The 21,602-nt window shown below is 68.7% G+C and carries 25 protein-coding genes and 2 tRNA genes; 24 read left to right on the forward strand and 3 right to left on the reverse strand.

The features are described from left to right. The first annotated feature begins 16 nt into the window (after window positions 1–16). From CY658_RS06350 to CY658_RS06425, 16 genes are read left to right on the forward strand one after another with little or no spacing between them, the layout of a single operon-like run. Window positions 17–829: a cyclase family protein gene (locus tag CY658_RS06350; protein ID WP_101489343.1), complete on the forward strand. Its 813-nt coding sequence runs from the start codon at window positions 17–19 to the stop codon at window positions 827–829. Then, window positions 826–1,560, forward strand: a complete 735-nt coding sequence (locus CY658_RS06355) for an SDR family oxidoreductase (protein ID WP_101489344.1) — start codon at window positions 826–828, stop codon at window positions 1,558–1,560. The genes CY658_RS06350 and CY658_RS06355 overlap by 4 nt, the downstream gene beginning before the upstream one ends. Before the next feature lie 58 nt (window positions 1,561–1,618). Then, window positions 1,619–2,788 carry an ABC transporter substrate-binding protein gene (locus tag CY658_RS06360; RefSeq protein WP_101489345.1) on the forward strand — a complete coding sequence of 390 codons (1,170 nt, stop codon included), beginning with the start codon at window positions 1,619–1,621 and terminating at the stop codon, window positions 2,786–2,788. Window positions 2,789–2,825: 37 nt separating this feature from the next. After that, window positions 2,826–5,282, forward strand: a complete 2,457-nt coding sequence (locus CY658_RS06365) for a penicillin acylase family protein (RefSeq protein WP_101490255.1) — start codon at window positions 2,826–2,828, stop codon at window positions 5,280–5,282. A gap of 42 nt (window positions 5,283–5,324) precedes the next feature. Then, the gene (locus CY658_RS06370; protein WP_101489346.1) at window positions 5,325–6,467 is read left to right on the forward strand and encodes an ABC transporter substrate-binding protein; all 1,143 of its coding nucleotides are present in this window, start codon (window positions 5,325–5,327) and stop codon (window positions 6,465–6,467) included. A gap of 26 nt (window positions 6,468–6,493) precedes the next feature. Continuing rightward, window positions 6,494–7,813: an aromatic ring-hydroxylating dioxygenase subunit alpha gene (locus CY658_RS06375; protein ID WP_101489347.1), complete on the forward strand. Its 1,320-nt coding sequence runs from the start codon at window positions 6,494–6,496 to the stop codon at window positions 7,811–7,813. Further along, the gene (locus tag CY658_RS06380; protein ID WP_101490256.1) at window positions 7,810–8,274 is read left to right on the forward strand and encodes an aromatic-ring-hydroxylating dioxygenase subunit beta; all 465 of its coding nucleotides are present in this window, start codon (window positions 7,810–7,812) and stop codon (window positions 8,272–8,274) included. The genes CY658_RS06375 and CY658_RS06380 overlap by 4 nt, the downstream gene beginning before the upstream one ends. Window positions 8,275–8,313: 39 nt before the next feature. After that, window positions 8,314–9,477 (forward strand): ABC transporter substrate-binding protein, encoded by a 1,164-nt coding sequence (locus CY658_RS06385; protein WP_101489348.1) that lies wholly within the window; start codon window positions 8,314–8,316, stop codon window positions 9,475–9,477. A 55-nt stretch (window positions 9,478–9,532) separates the two neighbouring features. Next, window positions 9,533–10,588 (forward strand): branched-chain amino acid ABC transporter permease, encoded by a 1,056-nt coding sequence (locus CY658_RS06390; protein ID WP_101489349.1) that lies wholly within the window; start codon window positions 9,533–9,535, stop codon window positions 10,586–10,588. Then, window positions 10,585–12,372: a branched-chain amino acid ABC transporter ATP-binding protein/permease gene (locus CY658_RS06395; protein WP_101489350.1), complete on the forward strand. Its 1,788-nt coding sequence runs from the start codon at window positions 10,585–10,587 to the stop codon at window positions 12,370–12,372. The genes CY658_RS06390 and CY658_RS06395 overlap by 4 nt, the downstream gene beginning before the upstream one ends. Then, on the forward strand, window positions 12,369–13,100 hold the full coding sequence (locus tag CY658_RS06400; protein WP_101489351.1) for an ABC transporter ATP-binding protein: 732 nt from the start codon (window positions 12,369–12,371) through the stop codon (window positions 13,098–13,100). The genes CY658_RS06395 and CY658_RS06400 overlap by 4 nt, the downstream gene beginning before the upstream one ends. Beyond that, window positions 13,090–14,688 carry an ATP-dependent acyl-CoA ligase gene (locus CY658_RS06405; RefSeq protein ID WP_101489352.1) on the forward strand — a complete coding sequence of 533 codons (1,599 nt, stop codon included), beginning with the start codon at window positions 13,090–13,092 and terminating at the stop codon, window positions 14,686–14,688. Before CY658_RS06400 ends, CY658_RS06405 begins: the two co-directional genes overlap by 11 nt. After that, entirely contained in the window at window positions 14,685–15,434 is a 750-nt protein-coding gene (locus CY658_RS06410) for an SDR family NAD(P)-dependent oxidoreductase (RefSeq protein WP_257884773.1), read from the forward strand. Before CY658_RS06405 ends, CY658_RS06410 begins: the two co-directional genes overlap by 4 nt. Window positions 15,435–15,487: 53 nt before the next feature. Further along, the gene (locus tag CY658_RS06415) at window positions 15,488–16,264 is read left to right on the forward strand and encodes an SDR family NAD(P)-dependent oxidoreductase (RefSeq protein WP_101489354.1); all 777 of its coding nucleotides are present in this window, start codon (window positions 15,488–15,490) and stop codon (window positions 16,262–16,264) included. Further along, entirely contained in the window at window positions 16,261–16,797 is a 537-nt protein-coding gene (locus CY658_RS06420) for a MarR family winged helix-turn-helix transcriptional regulator (protein WP_099791713.1), read from the forward strand. Before CY658_RS06415 ends, CY658_RS06420 begins: the two co-directional genes overlap by 4 nt. Further along, window positions 16,794–17,249, forward strand: a complete 456-nt coding sequence (locus CY658_RS06425) for an acyl-CoA thioesterase (protein WP_101489355.1) — start codon at window positions 16,794–16,796, stop codon at window positions 17,247–17,249. The genes CY658_RS06420 and CY658_RS06425 overlap by 4 nt, the downstream gene beginning before the upstream one ends. Before the next feature lie 6 nt (window positions 17,250–17,255). Here the strand turns inward: CY658_RS06425 and CY658_RS06430 are convergent, their stop codons facing one another. Beyond that, complete coding sequence (locus tag CY658_RS06430; RefSeq protein ID WP_101489356.1) at window positions 17,256–17,675, reverse strand: hypothetical protein; 420 nt, start codon at window positions 17,673–17,675, stop codon at window positions 17,256–17,258. Between the two features lie 3 nt (window positions 17,676–17,678). Beyond that, on the reverse strand, window positions 17,679–18,008 hold the full coding sequence (locus CY658_RS32410) for a hypothetical protein (protein ID WP_143713618.1): 330 nt from the start codon (window positions 18,006–18,008) through the stop codon (window positions 17,679–17,681). Window positions 18,009–18,292: 284 nt separating this feature from the next. Between CY658_RS32410 and CY658_RS06435 the strand changes: the two genes are divergently transcribed. The 4 genes from CY658_RS06435 to CY658_RS06450 all read left to right on the forward strand — a co-directional run bounded on the left by CY658_RS06435 (window position 18,293) and on the right by CY658_RS06450 (window position 19,448). Further along, window positions 18,293–18,369 (forward strand) — tRNA-Pro (locus CY658_RS06435). Between the two features lie 142 nt (window positions 18,370–18,511). Then, window positions 18,512–18,724: a short-chain dehydrogenase gene (locus CY658_RS06440; RefSeq protein WP_101489357.1), complete on the forward strand. Its 213-nt coding sequence runs from the start codon at window positions 18,512–18,514 to the stop codon at window positions 18,722–18,724. A gap of 43 nt (window positions 18,725–18,767) precedes the next feature. Further along, a tRNA-His gene (locus CY658_RS06445) sits at window positions 18,768–18,841 on the forward strand. A gap of 43 nt (window positions 18,842–18,884) precedes the next feature. Then, window positions 18,885–19,448 (forward strand): HNH endonuclease, encoded by a 564-nt coding sequence (locus CY658_RS06450; protein ID WP_101489358.1) that lies wholly within the window; start codon window positions 18,885–18,887, stop codon window positions 19,446–19,448. A 144-nt stretch (window positions 19,449–19,592) separates the two neighbouring features. Here the strand turns inward: CY658_RS06450 and CY658_RS32705 are convergent, their stop codons facing one another. After that, entirely contained in the window at window positions 19,593–19,769 is a 177-nt protein-coding gene (locus CY658_RS32705; protein ID WP_180288561.1) for a hypothetical protein, read from the reverse strand. Between the two features lie 109 nt (window positions 19,770–19,878). Between CY658_RS32705 and CY658_RS06455 the strand changes: the two genes are divergently transcribed. The 4 genes from CY658_RS06455 (at window position 19,879) to CY658_RS06470 (ending at window position 21,600) form a co-directional block, all read left to right on the forward strand. Then, the gene (locus CY658_RS06455; RefSeq protein WP_101489359.1) at window positions 19,879–20,292 is read left to right on the forward strand and encodes a hypothetical protein; all 414 of its coding nucleotides are present in this window, start codon (window positions 19,879–19,881) and stop codon (window positions 20,290–20,292) included. Window positions 20,293–20,436: 144 nt separating this feature from the next. Next, complete coding sequence (locus tag CY658_RS06460; protein WP_101490257.1) at window positions 20,437–20,757, forward strand: type II toxin-antitoxin system RelE/ParE family toxin; 321 nt, start codon at window positions 20,437–20,439, stop codon at window positions 20,755–20,757. Beyond that, the gene (locus CY658_RS06465) at window positions 20,732–21,097 is read left to right on the forward strand and encodes a helix-turn-helix domain-containing protein (RefSeq protein WP_101489360.1); all 366 of its coding nucleotides are present in this window, start codon (window positions 20,732–20,734) and stop codon (window positions 21,095–21,097) included. Before CY658_RS06460 ends, CY658_RS06465 begins: the two co-directional genes overlap by 26 nt. 257 nt (window positions 21,098–21,354) lie before the next feature. After that, window positions 21,355–21,600, forward strand: coding sequence for a hypothetical protein (locus CY658_RS06470; protein ID WP_180838878.1), 246 nt, complete (start codon window positions 21,355–21,357; stop codon window positions 21,598–21,600). Window positions 21,601–21,602: the final 2 nt, after the last annotated feature.

Here is a 21,602-nt window from a genome sequence, read left to right on the forward strand (position 1 = left end):
AACAGGAGCCACACGAATGACCACGACAACCGAACTGATGTCCGCCGCCGAAATCCTCGGCGGCCTCGTGACCGCCATGGCCAGCGGCCGCATCCGCGTGATCGACCTCACGCAGACGCTCACGCCCGAGTTTCCGCAGATCGCGCTGCCGCCCGAGATGGGCCAGTGCTGGCCCTTCCGCATCGAGGAAGTGTCGAAGTACGACGAGCGCGGACCGGGCTGGTACTGGAACAACTTTTCCTGCGGCGAGCACACCGGCACGCACTTCGATGCGCCGATCCACTGGATCTCGGGCCGCGACCTGCCGAACAACTCGGTCGACACCATCCCCGTGCAGCACTTCGTGGCGCCGGCCTGCGTGATCGACTGCTCGGCCGACGTGCAGGGCAACGACGACTACCTGCTGAGCGTGGCCGACATCGAGCGCTACGAAGCCGCGCACGGCCGCATCCCCAAGGGCGCGTGGGTGCTCATGCGCACCGACTGGTCCAAGCGCAGCGACCCCGAGGCGTACCAGAACTTCGACGAGACCGGCCAGCACACGCCGGGCCCGAGCACCGAGGCCGTGCGCTTCCTGGTCGAGCAGCGCGACGTGCTGGGCTTCGGCTCCGAAGCCATCGGCACCGATGCGGGGCAGGGCTACCACCTGCGTCCGCCGTACCCCTGCCACTACTACATGCATGGCGCGGGCCGCTACGGCCTGCAGTGCCTGAGCAACCTCGACCTGCTGCCGCCCGCGGGCGCGGTGCTGATCTGTCCGCCGCTGAAGATCGAGAAGGGCAGCGGCAGCCCGCTGCGCGTGCTGGCCCTGGTGGGAGCCACGGCATGAGTGCGAGCGCCCCCAAGGTCGCGGCCGTCACTGGCGGCAGCGCCGGCATCGGCAAGGCGATCTGCGAAGACCTGCTCGCGCAAGGCTACGAAGTGGTCTCGCTCGCACGCCGCAAGGCCGAGATCGACCATCCGAAGATGCACAGCCTCGAGGTCGACCTGGCCGACCGCGCCGCCACCGGCGAGGCCGTGCGCGAACTGGTCGAGCGCTTCGCACCGACCACCATCGTCCACAACGCCGGCGTCATCCGCGCCGCGTTGCTGCCCGAAGTGAAGCTCGACGACCTCGATGCGCTGGTCGACCTGCACCTGGGCTGTGCCATCCAGCTCGTGCAAGGCGCATTGCCCGCGATGCGTGCGCAACGCTTCGGCCGCGTGGTGCTGCTGTCGTCCCGCGCCGCACTGGGCCTGGCCACGCGCACCAGCTATTCGGCCACCAAGGCCGGCATGCTGGGCATGGCGCGCACCTGGGCGCTGGAGCTCGCGGCCGACGGCATCACGGTGAACGTGGTGGCGCCGGGCCCGATCCGCACCGACATGTTCTACGACGTGGTCGAGGCCGGCAGCGAGAAGGAGCGCGCGCTCGCGGCTTCGGTGCCCGTCAAGCGCCTGGGCGAATCGGCCGACGTGGCACGCGCCGTGCGTTTCTTCGCCGCGCCCGAGAACAGCTTCGTCACTGGCCAGGTCCTCTACGTCTGCGGCGGCACCAGCGTCGGCAGCCTGGCCCTCTGAGTTTCATTTCAGCGTTCGTTTCGTCTCGTTCAAAAAACATCACCTCTGGAGCATCGCCATGAAAGTCCTGAACCGATTCCGTGCCCTCGCAAACATTGCCGTGGGCCTCGGTGCCCTGAGTGCCGTGGCGGGCGCCTGGGCCGCCGATCTCAAGGTCGGTTTCATCACGTCGCTGTCGGGGCCGGTGTCGTCGCTCGGCATTCCCTACGAAAAGGGCATGAAGGCCGCGCTCGCCTACAAGGCCGAACTCGGTGGCCGCAAGATCCAGCTGGTGCAGCTCGACGATGCGTCCGACCCGACCACCGCCGCGCGCAACGCACGCAAGATGATCGACGAGGACAAGGTCGACGTCATCATCGGCACGGCCGGCTCGCCCGGTGCACTGGCCATTGCCGGCGTGGCACGCGAAACCAAGACGCCGCTGATCTCCATCGCCAACGCCAACCTGCCGGGCGACGAGGGCGCGTGGATGGTCACGCTGCCGCAGCCCGCGCCGCTCATGGTGAGCGCGGTGGTCGAGCGCATGAAGAAGTCGGGCGTGAAGACGGTCGGCTACATCGGTTTTTCCGACGCCTGGGGCGACCTGGTGTACGGCGCGCTGCAAAAGAGCGCCGAGCCGGCGGGCATCAAGATCGTGTCGAACGAGCGCTATGCGCGCGGCGATTCGTCGGTGACGGGCCAGGTGCTGAAGATCGTGGCGCTGCGTCCCGACGCGGTGATCACCGGCACCTCGGGCACGCCCGGCGCACTGCCCTACCTGGCACTCGCGGAGCGCGGCTACAAGGGCCAGATCTACGGCATGCACGCGCTCATCAACCCCGATTTCGTGCGCGTGGGCGGTGCGTCGGTCGAAGGCCTGCTGGCCCCCACCGGTCCGGTGATCGTGGCCGAGCAGCTGCCCAACGACAACCCGATCCGCAAGGTGTCGATGGACTTCCGCGCGGCGTACCAGAAGGCCAACGGCGCACCGCCGACCGACGCCTTCTCGGCCTACACCTTCGACGCCTGGCTGCTGTACCTCGACGCCGCCCAGCGCGCGCTCGCCACCAAGGCCGAGCCCGGCACGCCGCAGTTCCGTCTGGCGCTGCGCGACGCCATCGTGAGCACCAAGGAGCTGGTGGGCACGCACAGCGTCTACAACTTCAAGCCGACCGACCGCTACGGCTCGGACGAGCGTTCGCGCGTCGTCGTGAAGCTCGAGAAGGGCCAGTGGAAGCTGGTCCCCTGAACGCCCGCCCGTTGACCCGATGAACGGCATCCACCCCATGCATCCGCTTCTTCGCTCTTCGCGTCGCCGGCGCGCGACCGGCACCGTCCTGTTCGTCGCCGCGCTGCTGGCCGGCTGCGCCGCGACCGCACCTGGTAGCAGCGGTGAAGTCACCATCAAGCGCGACCGCTACGGCGTGCCGCACGTCTACGCCAGCGACACGCGCGGCCTGTTCCACGGCTTCGGCTATGCCGTCGCCGAAGACCGGCTCTACCAGCTGGAGATGGCGCGGCGCTCGGGCAACGGCAGCGTGGCCGAGGTGCTGGGGGCCGAGTTCGTGGCGACCGACAAGGCGACGCGCTCCAACATCGATCCGGTGTCGATCCGCCGCCAGATCGATGCGTTGAGCGCCGACGACCGCGCCCTGTTCGAAGGCTACGCCGCGGGCGTCAACGCGCGCATCCGCGACGTGCTGGCCGATCGCGCAAAGCTGATGCCGCGCGAGTTCATCGACAACGGTTTCGAGCCGGCACCGTGGACCGCCGACGACGTGGCCATGGTCTGGATCGGCCTGATCCTCAACCGCTTCTTCGCGGGCACCGCCGAGGTAGCGAACCTCTCGCTGCTCAACCAGCTCAAGGCCGCGCGCGGCGACGTCGCCGGCCTGCAGCTCTACGAGCAGCTGCGCTGGCTCGAAGACCCGACCGCGCCGACCATCGTGCCGCGCGGCAACCCCCACAAGCTGGCAAGCGCCGAGCCCGGCGACGCCGCGCTCGCACCGGTCTCCACGCAGGCCGCGGCCGACTTCCGCGCCACGCAGGTCGCCCGCATGGGCCTGGCCGCCACGGAAGGCATGCCGACCGCCAGCAACGCCTGGGTGCTCGGCCCCTCGCGCACCAAGGAAGGCGTGGCCGTTCTGTACAACGGCCCGCAGCAGGGTTTCAACAACCCGTCGTTCGTGCACGGCATCGGCCTGCACGGCGCGGGCTACGACCTCACGGGCCTGACACCCATCGGCCTGCTGCCGGTGCTGTTCGGCACCAACGGCACCATCGCCTGGGGCTCGACAGTGGGCTCGCTCGACACCAACGACATCTACCAGGAAACGCTGAACCCGGCCAACCGCTACGAATACAGGTACGACGGCGCCTACCGCCCGATGACCCGGCGCACCGACGTCATCCGCGTGAAGGGCGCCGCGCCGCAGAGCGTGGACATCTACGCCACGGTGCACGGCTTCGTGCAGAGCTGGGACGTGGACAACGGCCGCGCCTACACCGCGCGCAGCACCTGGCAGGGCCGCGAGGTCGAGACCATGCTGGGCTGGGCGCATGCCGCACGGGCGCGTGACTGGTCGGGCTTTCTCGCGCAGGGCGAGCGTGTGGCCGCGTCCATCACCTGGTTCTATGCCGACGTGGCGGGCAACATCGGCGCCGTCGGCCTGGGCCGCATGCCGCGCCGCCCGGCCACGCAGGACATCCGCTTTCCCGCGCGCGGCGACGGCAGCATGGAGTGGCAGGGCAGCCTGCCGTTCAGCGCCAACCCGCGCGCCTACAACCCCGCGCAGGGCTACCTCGCGAGCTGGAACAACCAGATCGCCGAAGGCCTGCGCGCGGACGGCGCGAACTTTTCGCACGTCGACCGTGTCGCCGAAATCCACGCGCAGCTGCAGGGCACGGCCAAGCTGGGCGCCGACGAGATCTGGCGCGTGAGCCAGGGCGCCGCATTGGCCGACCTGAACGCGCGCTACTTCGTGCCCCTGATCGTCGATGCGGCGAAGGGCCTGCCGGCGGGCGATCCCGCGCGCCGCGCGGCCGACCTGCTCGCGAACTGGGACCTGAAGAACCGCGTCGCCCCGGGCGGCGAGGTCTACGACAACCGCGCCACCACCGTGCTGCGCGCGTGGCTGGGTGCGTTGTCGCGGCGCCTGCTGGCCGACGACCTGCCGCCGGCCGTGTTCGCGACCTACGCCAACCTCGGCTACCCCACGGTCACGCCGCGCGGTTCGCCGGGCAGCGCGCAGCCCGCAGCGGTGGCCAAGCTGCTGTGGAACGCGCTGAGCGGCCCGGCGTCGGGCGTGCCGCAGCGCCACGACTTCTTCAACGGGCAAGACCCGCGCACGATGGTGCGCGCGGCGCTGACCGACGCGGTGGGCGAACTGCGCACGCGCCTCGGGCCCGACATGGCCGCGTGGACCACGCCCGTGGTGCGCCACCGCTTCTCGCGCATCAACGCCATCGGTGTGCCGTGGGCCGGCGCGGGCGACGAGCCCGAGGTCAGCCCCTACATGAACCGCGGCACGCTCAACTACCGCGTCGTGCTGCGCCCGGGCGCGCTCGACATGTGCTCAGTCGCGGCGCCGGGGCAGAGCGGCTTCGTGAGCCCCGACGGCGTGCGCGACCGCCACCACGGCGACCAGCTCGCGCTGTTCGAGCGCTTCGAATGCAAGCCGGAGCGGCTCACGCCCGCGCAGGTCGATGCCGACCTCGAATCGCGCCGCACCTTGCGCTACTGACCGTCCCTCGTCCCCACACCCACCCCCGCAGAGGAAGTTCCCATGAAGAAAATCTCCCGCCTTGGCCTCGCGCTGCTGGCCGCCTTCACCACCTTCGGTGCCGAGGCAGCAGACCTCAAGATCGGCTTCATCAGCTCGCTCTCGGGGCCGGTCGCGGCGCTGGGCGTGCCGTACGAGAAGGGCATCCGCGCGGCCATCGCCGAGCGGCCCGAAATCGGCGGGCGCAAGGTGCAGCTCATCGTGCTCGACGATGCGTCCGACCCGACCACGGCGGGGCGCAACGCGCGCAAGCTTGTGACGGAAGACAAGGTCGACGTGCTCATCGGCACCTCGGGCGTGCCGGGCGCGATGGCCATCGCCTCGGTGGCGCGCGAACTCAACACGCCGCTCATTTCGCCCACGCCCGTGACCATCCCGGGCGCGGAAGGCGCATGGACCGTCACCGTGTCGCAGCCGTTCCCGCTCATGGTGGCGGGCGTGGTCGAGCGCATGCAGAAGTCGGGCGTGAAGACGGTCGCCTTCATCGGCTTCTCGGACGCGCTGGGCGACCTGGCCTACGACTCGCTCATGAAGAGCGCCGCCACCGCCGGCATCAAGGTGGTGGCGAACGAGCGCTATGCGCGCAGCGATTCGTCGGTGGCCGGGCAGATCCTGAAGATCGTCGCGGCGCGTCCCGATGCGGTGTTCGCAGGCAACTCCGGCACGCCGGGCGCGCTGCCTTACCTGGCACTGGCCGAGCGTGGCTACAAGGGCAAGATCTACGGCACGCACGGCCTCATCAACGCCGACTTCGTGCGCGTGGGCGGCGCGGCCATAGACGGCCTGCAGGTGCCCAGCGGCCCGGTGCTGGTGGCCGACCAGCTGCCCGACAGCAACCCCATCAAGAAGGTCGCGATGGGCTTTCGCAACGCCTACCAGAAGGTGAACGGCGCGGTGCCCACCGATGCGTTCTCGTCGTACACCTACGACGCCTACCTGCTGCTGGCCGACGCGGCCTCGCGCACCAAGGGCGAGCCCGGCACGCCGCAGTACCGCACGGCGCTGCGCGATGCCATCGTGGGCACGAGGGAGCTGGTGGGTACGCACGGCATCTACACCTTCAAGCCCGACGACCGCTACGGCTCGGACAAGCGGGGGGTCGTGATCGTGCAGATGAACAAGGGCCAGTGGAAGCTCGTTCCCTGATCCCGGCGTAGTCGGAGCCCACCGCCATGACCACCTACCGCAACCGCCCCGATCTCGTCGCGGCGCTGGTCCGCGACGACCGGGTGCACCGCGACCTGTACCTCAGCGACGAGCTGTTCGCGCTGGAGCAGGAGCGCCTGTTCGCCCACACCTGGGTCTTCCTGGGCCATGCGAGCCAGGTGCCGGAGGCGGGCGATTTCGTCACGCAGGAGATCGCGGGGCGCCCGCTGCTCATGGTGCGCCAGCCCGACGGCGCGGTGCACGTCATGTACAACCGCTGCGCCCACAAGGGCACGCAACTGGTGACCGACGAGAGCGGCAACACCGGCCGTTTCTTCCGCTGCCCGTACCACGCCTGGACCTACAAGCTCGACGGCGCGCCGCTCGGGCTGCCGCTGAAGAACGGCTACGAGGGCACGCAGCTCAAGGCCTGCGAGTCGGGGCAGGGGCTGTCGGTGGTGAGGCACGTGAAGGTGTACCGCGACTTCGTGTTCGTGCGCCTCGCGGACACGGGCCCGTCGTTCGAGGACTACTTCGGCGACGTGCTCGGCGCGCTCGACAACATGGTCGACCGCTCGCCCGAGGGCAAGCTCACCGTGGGCGGCGGCGTGCTGCGCAACATCGTCCATTGCAACTGGAAGATGTACCTGGAGAACATCAACGACACGGTGCACCCGATGTCGACGCACGAGTCGGCCACCAAGGCGGCCGAGGCGCTGTGGGAAGGGCACGCGCCCTCCGACCCCAAGCCGATGGCGATGGAGCAGATCCTGCCGTTCGGTTCGGGCTACGAGTTCTTCGACAAGATGGGCGGGCGCGTGTTCGCCAACGGCCACAGCGTGCTGGGCGTGAACTTCAGCATCCACTCCAACTACGCGCAGCTGCCCGAGTACGAGGCGGCGATGCAGGCCGCGCACGGCGTGGAACGCGCCACCGACATCCTGCAGCGCTCGCCGCAGAACTCGGTGCTGTACCCGAGCCTGTCGGTCAAGGGCTCGCCGCAGGCCATCCGCGTGATCCGCCCGCTGGCGGCCAACCGCACGCTCATCGAGGCCTGGAGCTTCCGCGCGGCCGGTGCGCCCGCGCTGCTGTTCGAGCGCGCCATGAGCTACAACCGGCTCGTGTTCTCGCCGATGTCGGTGGTGGCGCACGATGACGTGCACCTGTTCGAGAGCATCCAGCAGGGCCTGCGCGCGGGTGGCAACGAATGGATCAGCCTGCACCGCAACCACGACCCGGCCGAGACGCAGCAGGCCACGGTGACCACCAACGGCACCAACGAGCTGCTGATGCGCAACCAGTTCCGCGCGTGGGCGAAGGCGATGACGGCGGAGGCTGCGGCATGAACGACCCGCGCGACTTCATCGCCCACGAAGCAGCCCTGCTCGACGAGCGCCGCTTCGACGACTGGCTGGCCCTGTTCGCCGACGACGGCCACTACTGGGTGCCGCTGCTCGGCGCGGCACAGGCCGATCCGTTCTCGCACAACTCGCTGGCGTACGAAGACCGGCTGTTGCTGCAGCTGCGCGTGGAGCGTCTGAAGAACCCGCGCGCGCATTCGCAGCACCCGGCCAGCCACAGCCAGCATGTGCTGCAGCCTTCACGCATCGAGGAAGAAGCCGCAGACGAAGTTCGCCTGCGCACGCCGTTCCTCTACGTCGAGGCGCGCGGCGACGACCAGATCCTGCTGAGCGGCATCGCCCGCCACCACCTCATTCGCACCCCCACGGGCTGGTCCATCCGCGAGAAGCGCATCGACCTGCTCAACGCCACGCGCGCGTTGCCCGCGATCCAGTTGTTCATCTGAGTTTCTGTTCCTTCCATCCTTCCTCACTGGAGCTACGACATGAAGAACCTGATGCAGACCTTGACGCGCGGTGCCCTCGCCGCAGCGCTGACCGCCTGTGGTGTGGCGAGCGCACTGGCGGCCGACCTCAAGGTCGGTCTCAGCGTGTCGCTGTCGGGGCCCAACTCCTCGCTGGGCGTGCCGTATGCCAAGGGCATGCAGGCCGCGCTGGCCTACAAGGGTGAGGTCAACGGCCGCAAGATCCAGCTCGTGGTGCTGGACGACGGCTCCGACCCGACCACGGCCGGGCGCAACGCGCGCAAGCTCATCGAGGACGAAAAGGTCGACGTGCTCATGGGCACCTCGGGCGTGCCGTCGGCCATCGCGATGGCGCAGGTGGGCAAGGAGGCCAAGACGCCGATGATCGGCCTCACACCCATCCTGCTCGACCCCAACGAGAACCCGTGGGTCATGACGGTGGCGCAGCCCACGCAGCTCATGATCGATGCGGTGGTCGAGCGCATGAAGCGCAACAACGTCAAGACGGTGGGCTACATCGGTTTCTCCGACGCCTGGGGCGACCTGGTGTACGAGGCCCTCAACAAGGCCGCGCCCGCCGCCGGCATCAAGGTGGTGAGCAACGAGCGCTATGCGCGCGGCGATTCGTCGGTGACGGGCCAGGTGCTGAAGATCGTGGCGCTGCGCCCCGACGCGGTGATGACCGGCGGCGCTGGCACGCCGGGCGCGCTGCCGTTCCTGGCGCTGCAGGAGCGCGGCTTCAAGGGCGGCGTGTACGGCCAGCACGGCCTCATCAACCCCGACTTCGTGCGCGTGGTCGGCGCGGCCGGCCAGAACGCGCTGATGCCCACGGGCCCGGTGATCGTCGCCGAGCAGCTGCCGGCCGACTATCCGACCAAGAAGATCGCGACCGACTTCCGCGCCGTGTTCCAGAAGGTCAACAACGCACCCACGAGCGACGCCTTCTCGGCCTATTCGTTCGACGGCTGGCTGGTGTTCGTCGATGCCGCCTCGCGCGCCATGAAGAAGGCCGAGCCGGGCACGCCCGAGTTCCGCGTGGCGCTGCGCGACGCGATCTTCAGCACCAAGGAAGTGGTCGGCACGCACGGCGTCTACACCTTCAAGCCCGGCAGCCTGTACGGCGTGGACGAGCGCGCCCGCGTGATCGTCAAGCTCGACAACGGCCAATGGAAGCTCGCCCCTTGAATCTCCTGTTTTCCTTCACGACAACGACAACGATGACTCCGACAGAGGTTTTTCTATGAACTGGGACGTGGCGCTGATCCTCGTCACCGACGGCCTGGCCAACGGTGCCGTCTATCTGCTCGCCGGCCTCGGGCTGGTGCTGATCTTCTCGGTCACGCGGGTGGTGTTCGTGCCGTTCGGCGACATCGCGGCCTTTGCCGCCCTGTCGCTGGCGGCCTTCGAAACCGGCCGCGTGCCGCCGACCATCGGCATGGTCGCGGTGCTGGCCGCGCTGGCGCTGGCCACCGAAGTCGGCAGCCTGCTGCGGCGCGGCGAGACCGCGCGCATACCGAAGGCGGTGCTGATGTGGGGCGTGCTGCCCGCCATTCCGTGCGTGCTCGCCTGGCTGGCGGCGCGGCCCGGCGTGCCGGTGGCCGTGCACATCGCGGTGGCCGTGCTGCTGGTGGTGCCCATCGCGCCGCTGCTGGCGCGCGTGGTGTTCCAGCCGATCGCCGATGCCTCGGTGCTGGTGCTGCTGATCGTGTCGCTCGCGCTGCACTTTCTGCTCTCGGGCCTGGGCCTGCTGTTCTTCGGGCCTGAAGGCTCGCGCACCACGCCGCTCACGAGCGCGGTGTTCACGCTGGGCGACGGCTTCACGGTCAGCGGCCAGGTGGTGCTGATGGTGGGGGCGGCGGTCGTGCTGAGCGGGTTGTTCTTCCTGGTGTTCGAGCGCACGGTGGCCGGCAAGGCGCTGCGCGCCACGGCCGTGAACCGCGTGGGCGCGCGGCTGGTCGGCATCCGGCCGGTGCGCACGGCGCTGCTGGCCTACGGCTGCGCCTCGCTGCTGGCGGGGCTCATCGGTGTGCTGATTGCGCCGGTGACCACCATGTACTACGACTCGGGTTTCATCATCGGCCTGAAGGCCTTCGTGGCCGCGATCATCGGCGGGCTCGTGAGCTACCCGATGACGGCCATCGGCGCGCTGGCGGTCGGCGTGGTCGAGAGCTTCGCGTCGTTCTGGAGCGGCGCGCTGAAAGACGTGATCGTGTTCAGCCTGCTGATCCCGGTGCTCATGCTGCGCTCCTTCATGGCGGCCCATTCGGAAGAGGAAGAAGACGAGGTGGACCAATGAACGGCAACACGAAACGCATGGCGTGGATCGCGGGCGTCGTCGTCGTGCTGGCCTTGGTGCCGGCCGTGGCGGGCAGCTTCACGGTCTCGCTGCTGAACGACATCGGCATCGGCGCGCTGGTGGCGCTGGGCCTCGTGCTGCTCACCGGCGTGGGCGGCGCCACCTCGTTCGGGCAGGCAGCCTTCGTGGGCATCGCAGCCTATGCCACGGCGTGGCTCACCACCGCGCAGGGCCTGTCGCCGTGGCTCGGTCTCTTGTTCGCGCTGCTGCTCACGGGCCTGTCGGCGCTGGCCATCGGCATGCTGACCTTGCGCCTGGGCGGGCACTTTCTGCCGCTGAGCACCATCGCCTGGGGGCTGTCGATCGCGATGCTGTTCGGCAACGTCGATGCGCTCGGCCGGCACACGGGCCTGTCGAACATCCCGGCGCTGCAGATCGGCGGCTGGTCGCTGGCCGATCCGCGCGCGATGTACTACCTGATCTGGGTCGTGGTCGGGCTGGCCTGCCTGTTCAGCCACAACCTGCTGCAGTCGCGCCCCGGCCGCGCGATTCGCGGGCTGCGCGGCGGCGCCACGCTGCTGGCGAGCGTGGGGGCGGATGCGTACCGCGTGCGGCTGTCGCTGTTCGTCACGGCGGCACTGTTCGCGGGGCTGGCGGGCTGGCTTTATGCGCACATGAACCGCTTCGTGAGCCCGTCGCCCTTCGACGTGCGCATGAGCATCGAGTACCTGCTGATGGCGGTGGCCGGCGGGCTCGGGCAGCTCTCGGGGGCGCTGGTGGGCGCGGCGCTGGTGCTGGTGCTGAAGAACGGCCTGCAGGACGTGCTGCCGATGCTCACGCAGCGCGCGGGCCAGCTGGAGGCCGTGGCCTTCGCGGCGCTGTTCATCCTGCTGCTGCACTTTGCGCGCGGCGGCGTGATGGGCCTGCTGCGCCGCTGGACGCGCCGGCGCGGTGCGACGCAGGGCGCCTCGCGCTACGCAGGGGCGCCGGTCGAACCGCTGCCGCACCGGCAGCTGCCGGCGCGCGGCACGCCGGTGCTGTCGGTCAACGGCGTGGTCAAGCGCTTCGGCGGGCTGGTGGCGGTGAACGACGTGAGCTTCGACGTCAAGGCGGGCGAGATCGTCGGCCTCATCGGGCCCAACGGCGCGGGCAAGTCGACCATGTTCAACCTGCTGACCTGCACGCTGCCGATGAGCGCGGGCCAGGTGCGCTTTCTCGAGCACGACATCGCCGGCATGCCGCAGCGCGCGGTGGCGCGGCTCGGGCTGGCGCGCACCTTCCAGCACGTGAAGCTGCGCCCGCACATGAGCCTGCTCGACAACGTGGCGCTGGGCGCGCATTCGCGCACGCGCTCGGGCATCCTGAAGGCGGGCCTGCGGCTCGATCGCACGGAAGAAAGCCAGATCCTGCAGGAGGCGCAACGCCAGCTCGACCGCATCGGCCTGGGCGACCGCGCGAACGAGCTCGCGGGCAGCCTGCCGCTGGGCACGCAGCGCATCCTGGAGATTGCGCGTGCGCTGGCCGCGGACCCCGTGCTGCTGGTGCTCGACGAGCCCGCGGCCGGCCTGCGCCGCAAGGAAAAGATGGCCTTGGGCGACCTGCTGCGCAAGCTGCGCGAGGAGGGCGTGACCATCCTGATCGTCGAACACGACATGGACTTCGTGATGAAACTGGTGGACCGTTTGGTGGTGATGAACTTCGGCTCCAAGCTCGTGGAGGGCGTGCCGTCGGCGGTGCGCGCCGACGAGCGTGTGCAGGCGGCGTACCTCGGGAGCGTCGTATGACCGCGATGCTGGAGATTGGCGACCTGCACGTGTCCTATGGGCAGGTCGAAGCCGTGCGCGGCGTGTCGCTCGACGTGCAGCCGGGCCAGATCATCTCGGTGATCGGTCCCAACGGCGCGGGCAAGACCACGCTGCTGGCCGCGGCCATGGGCCTGCTGCCGTGCAAGGGCACGCTGCGCTTCGAGGGCGAAGACCTGCAGGGGCTCGATGTGGAGTCGCGCGTGGAGCGCGGCCTGTGCCTCGTGCCCGAGCGCCGCGAGCTGTTCGGCGAACTCACCGTGCTCGACAACCTGCAGCTCGGCGCCTACGCCAAGCGGCTGCGCGGCGACGCGATGAAGCGGCAGCTGCAGTCGGTGTACGACCGCTTCCCGCGACTGGCCGAGCGTCGCGCGCAACGCGCCGACACGCTCTCGGGCGGCGAGCGGCAGATGCTGGCCGTGGGCCGTGCGCTCATGTCGGCACCGCGCCTGCTGATGCTCGACGAGCCCAGCCTGGGCCTGGCGCCGCTCATCGTGCGCGACATCCTCACCATCGTGCGCAAGCTGCGCGACGACGGCGTGTCGATTCTGCTGGTGGAGCAGAACGCGCGCGCCGCGCTCGAAAGCTCGGACGAAGGCTATGTGCTGGAGACCGGCGAGATCGCGCTCTCGGGCGCGTCGGCCGAACTGGCCAGCGACCCGCGCGTGCAGGCCACCTACCTCGGCGGAGGCACGCACGATGACGAGTGACCCGCGCGCGGTGCCGCCGTCGCAGCGCACGCTGCCTGCCATGCTGCAGCGGCAGGCGGCGCTGTTCGGCAGCCGCCCGCTGCTGCGCATCGCGGGCCGGCAATGGACGCATGCCGACGCGGCCGACGCGGCGGCCACGCGCGCCGGTGCGCTCGCGCAGCACGGCGTGGCGCGCGGCGACCGCATCGCCGTCATGTGCGGCAACCGCATCGAGTTCCTCGACACTTTTCTCGGCGCGGGCTGGCTCGGCGCGTCGGTCGTGCCGGTCAACACCGCATCGATGGGGCCGCAGATCGAATACTTCCTTGCGAACAGCGAGGCGAAGCTGCTGGTGATCGAGGCGGGCTTTCTGGAGCGGCTGGCGACGGCCGACCTGTCTCGCACGGCGCTGCGCGAGGTGTGGGTGGTCGGCGCCATCGACAAGGGCGAAGCGCCGTGGACGCCGCCCGCCGGCGTGCGCGTGTCGGCCTATCCGCCGGGCGCGCAGGCGCTGCCGCCCGCCACGGTGCAGCCGGGCGACCCGCTCGCCATCCTCTACACCTCGGGCACCACGGGCCCGGCCAAGGGCGTCATCTGCCCGCAGGCGCAGTACTTCTGGTGGGGCGTGAACAGCGCAGAAGTGCTCGGTGTCGGCCGCGACGACGTGCTGTGCACCACGCTGCCGCTGTTCCACATCAACGCGCTCAACACCTTCGCGCAGGCCGCGCTCACCGGGGCCGAGGTGGTGTTCGAATCGCGCTTCTCCGCCTCGGGCTTCTGGCCCGCGATGCGCGCCAACGGTGCGACCGTGGTCTACCTGCTCGGCGCCATGGTGCCCATCCTGCTGGCGCAGCCCGAAGGCGAGGGCGAGCGCCACCATCGCGTGCGCACCGGCCTCGGGCCCGGCGTGCCCGCGGCGGCGGGGCAGGCTTTCAAGGCGCGCACGGGCGTGTCGCTGCTCGAAGGCTATGGCTCGACCGAAACCAATTTCGCGATCGCCACGGCGCCCGATTCGCCGCGCGGTGGTGTCATGGGCTGGTTGCGCCCCGGCTTCCAGGCCTGCGTGGCCGACGAAGACGACGTGTCGCTGCCGCCCGGCGAGGCCGGCGAACTGCTGCTGCGTGCCGATGAGCCCTATGCCTTTGCCAGCGGCTACTTCCACATGCCCGAGAAGACCGTCGAGGCCTGGCGCAACCTGTGGTTCCACACGGGCGACCGCGTGGTGCGCGATGCCGACGGCGCGTTCCGCTTTGTCGACCGCATCAAGGACGCGATCCGCCGACGCGGCGAGAACATCTCGTCCTTCGAAGTCGAGCAGGTGCTGCTGAGCCACCCCGGCGTGGCCTCGTGCGCGGTGTACCCCGTGCGCTCCGAGCTGGCCGAAGACGAGGTGATGGCCGCGCTGGTGGCACGCGACGGCGTGGTCATCGACCCGACCGAGCTGGCGCGCTTCTGCGAAGGCCGGCTGCCGTACTTCGCGGTGCCGCGCTACATCGACCTGCTGCCCGACCTGCCGCGCACCGAGAACGGCAAGGTGCAGAAGTTCAAGTTGCGCGAGCGCGGCGTGGGGCCGCAGACCTGGGACGGTCGGCCCGCGAAGGCGGGATGACGCACGCAGCAATGCTTCCGCTGGCAGGGCGCGTGGCCTTCGTGACCGGCGCGGGGCAGGGGCTGGGCGCGGCCATCGCGCGCGGGCTGGCGCAGGCCGGTGCGCGCGTCGCGCTGGCCGACATCGACCAAGCCAACGCCCAGGCCGTTGCCGCCGAGGTGAACGGCCTCGCGCTGCCGCTCGACGTGCGCGACGAGCAGGCCTTCAACGACCGCTTCGCGCAGGCCGTGGCGCACTTCGGCGCGGTCGACATCCTGGTCAACAACGCGGCGCGCACGCCGACCACTTCGCTGTGGGACATCACGCCCGCCGAGTGGGACGACGTGCTCGCCATCAACCTGCGCGGCAGCTTCTTCGGCTGCCGCATCGCGGGAAGGCACATGCGCGAGCGCGGCACGGGCCGCATCGTCAACCTGGCCTCGCTGGCGGGGCAGCAGGTCAGCAGCGCCACCGGTGTGCACTACGCCGCCAGCAAGGCCGGCCTGCTGGCGCTGACGCGTGCCTTTGCGCAGGAGCTGGCGCCGCACGGCGTGACCGTGAATGCGCTGGCGCCCGCCGCCATCGACAGCCCCGCGCTCGCTGCGCTGCCACCCGAGCGGCAGCAGATGCTGAAAGCCGGCATCCCGCTCGGCCGCTTCGGGCTGGCCGACGAGGTGGCCGCCGCCGTCGTCTACCTGGCCTCGCCGGCCGCGGCCTTCATGACCGGCGCGACGCTCGACCTCAACGGCGGCCGTTTCATGCGGTAGCACCACGCCGGGGCGCAAGCGGCTAAAATGATTCAGAACTAAACCATTCAGGTATGCACACAAATTCGCTCACTGGCCGTCATGCCCTCGTCACCGGCGCCGCTCGCGGCATCGGCGCAGAGATCGCCCGCACCCTTGCCGCCCAGGGCGCCAAGCTGACCCTGCTGGGCCGCGACGCGCAGGCCCTGCAGCGCGTGGCCGAAACCCTCGCGGGCAGCGGCCACGGCGTGGTGGCGGCCGACGTGGCCGACCCGCAGGCCGTGCAGTCGGCCTTTGCGCAGGCGCGGGCCGAGCGCGGGGCGGTGACCGTGCTGGTCAACAACGCGGGCGCCGCCGAGAGCGCGCCGTTCCTGAAGACCTCGGTCGAGCTGTGGCAGCGCATGCTGTCGGTCAACCTCACCGGCAGCTTCCTGTGCGCGCAGGCTGCGCTGCCTGACATGCTCGACGCCGGCTGGGGCCGCATCGTCAACATCGCCAGCACGGCGGGGCAGAAGGGCTACGCCTACGTGTCGGCCTACACCGCCGCCAAGCACGGCGTGATCGGCCTCACGCGCGCGCTGGCGCTCGAAGTGGCGCGCAAGGGCATCACCGTGAACGCCGTGTGCCCGGGCTACACCGACACCGACATCCTGCGCAACAGCGTCGCCAACGTGGTCGGCAAGACCGGCCGCAGCGAAGCCGATGCGCTGGCCGAGTTCTCCAGCGTGAACCCGCAAAAGCGTATCGTGCAGCCCGCCGAAGTGGCCGATGCCGTGCGCTGGCTCTGCGGCGACGGCGCCGCGTCGGTCACCGGCCAGTCGATCTCCGTTTCCGGAGGAGAAGTCACATGAACCGCAACGATGCCTCGCATGCCGTGCTGAGCGACGCCGAAGAACTCGGCCACGAAGGCCGCGCCGGCCATGAAGACCACGCCATGCTCAAGCTGTGGCTGCGCATGCTCGCGAGCACCACGCAGATCGAGGCCGAAATACGGCGCCGGCTGCGCGAGCGCTTCGGCATCTCGCTGGCGCGCTTCGACTACATGGCGCAGCTCTACCGCTACAAAGACGGCTTGAAGATGCGCGTGCTCTCGCGCTACCTGATGGTGACCGGCGGCAACGTCACCGGCCTGACCGACGAGCTCGAACGCGAAGGCGTGGTGGCGCGCGCCCCCAGCCCCGACGACCGCCGCGCCTGGATCGTGAGCCTCACGCCCACCGGCCGCACCGCCTTCGAGGCCATGGCCACCGAGCACGAGCAGTGGATTCTCGAGATGTTCTCGGGCCTGGACATGAAGACCGTCAAGCAGATGCACAGCCAGCTCGGGCTGCTGCGCGTGCACGTGATGCGCGGCGACGGCGCGGGCGAGGAAGCGCGCGCATGAGCGGCGAGGGTGGTGGTGTGGAGTTCCAGCGCCCGCGCCTGATCCGCTTTTCTGACTGCGACCCAGCGGGCATCGTCTTCTATCCGCAGTACTTCGTGATGCTCAACGGCCTGGTCGAAGACTGGGTGAGCGACGGGCTCGGCGTGGGCTACCACGCACTGATCGGCGAGCGCCGCGTCGGCCTGCCGACCGTGAAGCTCGACGCCGACTTTCGCGCCGTGAGCCGCATGGGCGATCGCGTGATGCTCGGCCTTTCGGTCGCGCAACTGGGCTCGCGCTCGATCACGCTGTCGTTGCGCTGCTTCGAGCCCACCTCGGGCGAGGTGCGCATGCAGGTGCGGCAGGTGCTGGTGACGACCTCGCTCGACACCCACCGCGCCATCGCCGTGCCGGACGACATGCGTGCGGCCATCCTGCGCGATGCGCCGGCGTTGGCTTCCGGCAAAGCCTGAGAGAGATCAGGGCGCCGGCACAGGGCCGTCGGCAGGCTCGAGCGCCTTCTTCTTCTCCTGCGCGTGCTTCTTCAGCCAGCCGCTGAGTTCCCGCTTTCCCTTCGCATTGGCCTGTTGCCACGCCTCACGCGCGGCGGCCACGAAGCGCTCTTCTGCCGCATCGGGCGGTGCTTCTGAAGGCGGTGTGTTGTCTTCGTCGAGCCAACCGGCGGCCACCTCGCAGTGCCGTTCGATCTGCCGTGCGAGCTTGTCGCCGATGGGCCGCGCACTCTTGATCTGGCTCCACATGCTCGGAGAGATTTCGATCTTGCGTGCGAACGCCTGGTCGAGCCCCTTGGCGGGTAGGCCCGCCGCGACGGCGTCCTCGAGAAAGCGGCGATGCAGCACAAGCGCATTGCGGCGGCGCGCGACGGTGGTATGGGGCACTGTTCAAAAACAACAACAAGACAAGAAAAGATTGTCCCGGTTGTTGACGTCGCCGTAAACACTCTTTACAGTTGCCTCCAATTCACGGCACCAGCCGTCCCTTTTTTCCAACCCCTTACAGCCGACAGCGGCAATTTTTGACCAGGAACCATCGTGAACACCGCACTGACCCTCACCAGCATTCGACCCGCCTCGGGCCGACCGCTCGTGCGCGTCGGGTTCTGCCATGGTTTCGACATGCCGTCGCCCCTGTCGTTGTCTTCGCATCTGAACACCGCGTACGCCACCCAAGCCGCAGCCCGTCTGCGCGTGGGTGGTCAGTTCGAGGCTCATCAGGTGCCCCCGGGTGGAGGTCGCGCGTAGGCGCGCATCTCTCAAGCTCTCTCGCAAAGAGGCCCGGACACCGCAAGGTTCCGGGCCTTTTTGTTTTGCCGCTTTCCATTTCGGGTGTGCCTTCACCCCACCGCCAGAAATTGCCGCGTCGACGGTCTGGCGGGATGTGCATGAGTTGATCACTCCTGTGCAGCGACGTTTGACGGGGCCGTGCCCAGCGCGCGGCCCGTCGCGTGAGGACACAACCGAAATGGAAGCGCGGGCAGGCTTCTTTTGTTTTTCTTCCGTGTGTGGCGCAGCCTGGTAGCGCATCTGGTTTGGGACCAGAGGGTCGCAGGTTCAACTCCTGCCACACGGACCACACCCGAGCGGGACCGGGCCATGCCAACGCGTGGCCCGCCCGCGGAAACCGGCCGCAAAGATGGGGCGGCGCCGGAACCCGTCACCGGACATTTTTTCAAGTCGTTGCTTTTATTTTTCTCTCACCCACCCAGGAGGCCCTCATGCGCAAGCGCAACACACCGATCCGGATGATCGCCGTGCACCCGTCACCGCTGCCGCGCAGGCACATGGTGTGGTCGCTGGCCCAGCGCTTCGGCGTCGGGCTCGGGCCGCGCGCCATCGCGTACCGCGCGTCGGCATTGCCGGACGGCACCGAGGCGCCACTCGACAGCCTCGACCTCGACCAGCGCGTGCGCGCGTCGGGCGAGTGGTAGCAGGCCGGCGTCTTTCGTTTCAGTTTTCTTCTTCTTTTCAATGGTGCGTGTAGCTCAATGGCAGAGCCGCGGGTTGTGGTCCCGCTGACAACGGTTCGATTCCGTTCGTGCACCCCAACCGTTCACAACCAACCATCGCCGCGAAGGGAGGCGATTCATCATGCACTCTCACGTCCTGCAACTCGATATTCAGGGCACGCCGCAAGCCTGGATCTCGCTGGAGCAGGCGGTGTTGCACTACGCCACCGGCAGCGTGGCCTGGGAAGACGGCGCGCTGCCGCTGGCCACGCTGCGCGGCGGCTTCAACGTGGCGCGCGGTGTGCAGTCGCGCATCGAAGTCGCGCCCATCATCGCGCTGCGCGGTGCGTCGAAGATCAACCTCTTCGACGTCGTGCCCGGCGTGACCAAGGCCAAGCTGCTGCGCCGCGACAGGCACACCTGCGCGTACTGCGCACAGGTGTTTCCCGATCGCGACCTGCAGTGCGAGCACGTCATGCCCGAGTCGCGCGGCGGCCCGTGGAGCTGGACCAACCTCGTGAGCGCCTGCGCCGTCTGCAACAACCGCAAGGCCGCGCGCACGCCCGAAGAAGCCGGCATGCCGCTGGTCTACCTGCCGTACGTGCCGAGCCGCTTCGAGAACTTCCTGCTCGAAGGCCGCAACATCCGCGCGGACGTGCACGAGTGGCTGGCCAAGCGCCTGCCGCGCGGCTCGCGGCTGCAGTAGCGCCACGCGTACAAAGAGAAAAGCCCGCTGCCCGTTGAGTCAACGGACAGCGGGCTTTGCCTTGTGCGGCTCGCGGTGCGCGAGCGATGCGTGTGTGGGTGAAGAATGAAGACGGGAGCGGCTTGTTCGTCTGTTTGCTTGTGTTCAGCGCCCCGCGCCGAAGAAGCTGTAGGCCACTGCGGTGGCTGCTGCGAGCCCGCCGATCAAGATGAAGAGCACCTTCGTCGTACGGCGAGGGCCGCGCCGTGAACGGACCCAATGCTCCGGCCCGATCAGATCGATCGGAACCGTGGGTTTGCCTATGTCGGATGCCTTTTCCATGCCAAGAAATATAGCGCAGGCGCCAAGGCAAGAAGTTACAACGGCCTTTTGGCCTATTCGCACCGTGGCTGCTTGCCGACACCCGCCAGAACCGAGTGAAATATTCCCCATGAACCAACAGATCATTCTCGAGAGCCTGGTCCGCGCGCTGGAGAGCTGGGTCCGCAACGCCTCCGCGGCAGAGCTGTGGCGCGTGCACCGCGAGGGCGGCCTGGGCGCATCGATCCGCACCGAAGGCGAGAGCGTCGTGCACGTGCGCATCGCGCTCGACGGCCCGCCCGATGCGCTGTCGAGCATCGGCAAGACCGACGGCCGCCTGCCCATGACCGAAGCGTTCAGAGGCGCCATAGGCGAAGCAGGGTGGGGCACCCCGCCGCCGCGAGGCAGCGCCGAGCGCGAGCAGTGGTTTCTGTCGAGTGATGTGGCGCAAGAGCAGGCGCGGCAGTACCTGCTGGCGGAGGTGGCGGCGCGGCGGGATGCGTTGGTGCGGCGGGTGGAGGCGTGGGCGGCGGGGGCGGGTTGAAGCAGGTGAGCTCTTCGCAGAAGCGCTTCTTGATCGACCTGTAGAGCGGGTCCTGCTTGCACGTCGAATTTCTTATGCGGCATTCGTGACGATGGTCACGATTTCAAGCGCGTAGAATATGCGCCAGTGGCGTACATTTTTGCCATGCTCACCATTGTCGAAACCCCAACCTTCCAGAAGCTGTGGCCGAACTATTGGGCGGAGGAAGAGCGAGGCGAGTTCGCTGCCTACATCTCAGAGAACCCCAATGCGGGCGATCTCGTCCAGAAGTCGGGCGGGGTGCGCAAGGTGCGCTGGAGCCGTGTCGGCTCGGGCAAGAGCGGTGGCGTGCGAGTGGTGTACTTCAATCGCACGAAGCGCGGTGAAGTCGTCCTGCTGTTGATCTATGCCAAGGCGAACCTCGATTCGATCTCTGGCGAAACCTTGAAGGAGTTGCGCAATGCCGCAGAAGAAGCCAATGAGTGATGCCGAGCTGGCTGCCTTCGAAGCAAGCCAAGACTTCGAGGCGCTGCTCGTGCAGTCTGCGCGCGAGATGGGCGCAGGAAAAACGCGCAAGGTCTACACGCCTGTTGTTGCCGCACGCGAGAACGCAGGTCTTTCGCAAGCCGGCTTTGCCGAACTGCTCGGCGTATCGGTTCGCACCTTGCAGCAGTGGGAGCAGGGGCGCCGAGAACCGACAGGCGCTGCGAAAACGCTGATCGCCATCGCCGAGAAGATGCCCGAAGCCCTCCGAGCGGTGGACCCGAACTACAAGGCGCCGCGACGTGCGCCGAGTCGAACGAAAGCCAAACAGATCAAGGCCTGAATGCCGACACCGTCGAGGCCGTAGCGATCACAGTCGCGCCCCACAAAGTCGACGCGAGTCCTCATTTGTTCACCGTGTGAGGCTTCCGCTGACGCGCTTCTCTCCCTACATTTGAACGACCGCCGCGCCTCACGGCGGGACATCGATGCACACCGCAGCGATGTCGATGTGAGGCGCAAAAGGCGACGGCCAGGGTGCGCTAACACCCTGACCGTCTGACCAAGTGACGTGCAAATCTTTGGAAAGGCAGCACACCAATGGCTGATCGAATTATCGCCGGGCAAACCACGCCCGAATCCCACGACGCGAACCACCAGCCGGACGCGTCAGACATCCTTGAGAACAAGCTGACCCAACTGCAGTCTTTGCTGAGCTGCTGCTATGGGGACGAGGGCGAGTGGTTTGAGGCGATTGGCCCCCGGCATCGGGACAACATCATGTGGATCGCGACGGACCTCGCCGACGAGGCGAAGCAGTTGTTCCAGCGGATGAAGGAACATTGACG

The organism is Variovorax sp. RO1 (assembly GCF_002849325.1).
Classification (GTDB): domain Bacteria; phylum Pseudomonadota; class Gammaproteobacteria; order Burkholderiales; family Burkholderiaceae_C; genus Variovorax.

Coding starts and splice junctions, on each gene's coding strand:
- CY658_RS06440 (WP_101489357.1), top strand. CDS start 18,512: ATGCGCAAGCGCAACACACCGATCCGGATGATCGCCGTGCACCCGTCA.
- CY658_RS06360 (WP_101489345.1), top strand. CDS start 1,619: ATGAAAGTCCTGAACCGATTCCGTGCCCTCGCAAACATTGCCGTGGGC.
- CY658_RS06405 (WP_101489352.1), top strand. CDS start 13,090: ATGACGAGTGACCCGCGCGCGGTGCCGCCGTCGCAGCGCACGCTGCCT.
- CY658_RS32410 (WP_143713618.1), bottom strand. CDS start 18,008: ATGAGCCTCGAACTGACCACCCACGCGCAGACGGGCTGCGGCTTGGGT.
- CY658_RS06410 (WP_257884773.1), top strand. CDS start 14,685: ATGACGCACGCAGCAATGCTTCCGCTGGCAGGGCGCGTGGCCTTCGTG.
- CY658_RS06375 (WP_101489347.1), top strand. CDS start 6,494: ATGACCACCTACCGCAACCGCCCCGATCTCGTCGCGGCGCTGGTCCGC.
- CY658_RS06420 (WP_099791713.1), top strand. CDS start 16,261: ATGAACCGCAACGATGCCTCGCATGCCGTGCTGAGCGACGCCGAAGAA.
- CY658_RS06400 (WP_101489351.1), top strand. CDS start 12,369: ATGACCGCGATGCTGGAGATTGGCGACCTGCACGTGTCCTATGGGCAG.
- CY658_RS06450 (WP_101489358.1), top strand. CDS start 18,885: ATGCACTCTCACGTCCTGCAACTCGATATTCAGGGCACGCCGCAAGCC.
- CY658_RS06350 (WP_101489343.1), top strand. CDS start 17: ATGACCACGACAACCGAACTGATGTCCGCCGCCGAAATCCTCGGCGGC.
- CY658_RS06470 (WP_180838878.1), top strand. CDS start 21,355: ATGGCTGATCGAATTATCGCCGGGCAAACCACGCCCGAATCCCACGAC.
- CY658_RS06395 (WP_101489350.1), top strand. CDS start 10,585: ATGAACGGCAACACGAAACGCATGGCGTGGATCGCGGGCGTCGTCGTC.
- CY658_RS06390 (WP_101489349.1), top strand. CDS start 9,533: ATGAACTGGGACGTGGCGCTGATCCTCGTCACCGACGGCCTGGCCAAC.
- CY658_RS06460 (WP_101490257.1), top strand. CDS start 20,437: ATGCTCACCATTGTCGAAACCCCAACCTTCCAGAAGCTGTGGCCGAAC.
- CY658_RS06355 (WP_101489344.1), top strand. CDS start 826: ATGAGTGCGAGCGCCCCCAAGGTCGCGGCCGTCACTGGCGGCAGCGCC.
- CY658_RS06455 (WP_101489359.1), top strand. CDS start 19,879: ATGAACCAACAGATCATTCTCGAGAGCCTGGTCCGCGCGCTGGAGAGC.
- CY658_RS32705 (WP_180288561.1), bottom strand. CDS start 19,769: ATGGAAAAGGCATCCGACATAGGCAAACCCACGGTTCCGATCGATCTG.
- CY658_RS06415 (WP_101489354.1), top strand. CDS start 15,488: ATGCACACAAATTCGCTCACTGGCCGTCATGCCCTCGTCACCGGCGCC.
- CY658_RS06370 (WP_101489346.1), top strand. CDS start 5,325: ATGAAGAAAATCTCCCGCCTTGGCCTCGCGCTGCTGGCCGCCTTCACC.
- CY658_RS06385 (WP_101489348.1), top strand. CDS start 8,314: ATGAAGAACCTGATGCAGACCTTGACGCGCGGTGCCCTCGCCGCAGCG.
- CY658_RS06365 (WP_101490255.1), top strand. CDS start 2,826: ATGCATCCGCTTCTTCGCTCTTCGCGTCGCCGGCGCGCGACCGGCACC.
- CY658_RS06425 (WP_101489355.1), top strand. CDS start 16,794: ATGAGCGGCGAGGGTGGTGGTGTGGAGTTCCAGCGCCCGCGCCTGATC.
- CY658_RS06380 (WP_101490256.1), top strand. CDS start 7,810: ATGAACGACCCGCGCGACTTCATCGCCCACGAAGCAGCCCTGCTCGAC.
- CY658_RS06465 (WP_101489360.1), top strand. CDS start 20,732: ATGCCGCAGAAGAAGCCAATGAGTGATGCCGAGCTGGCTGCCTTCGAA.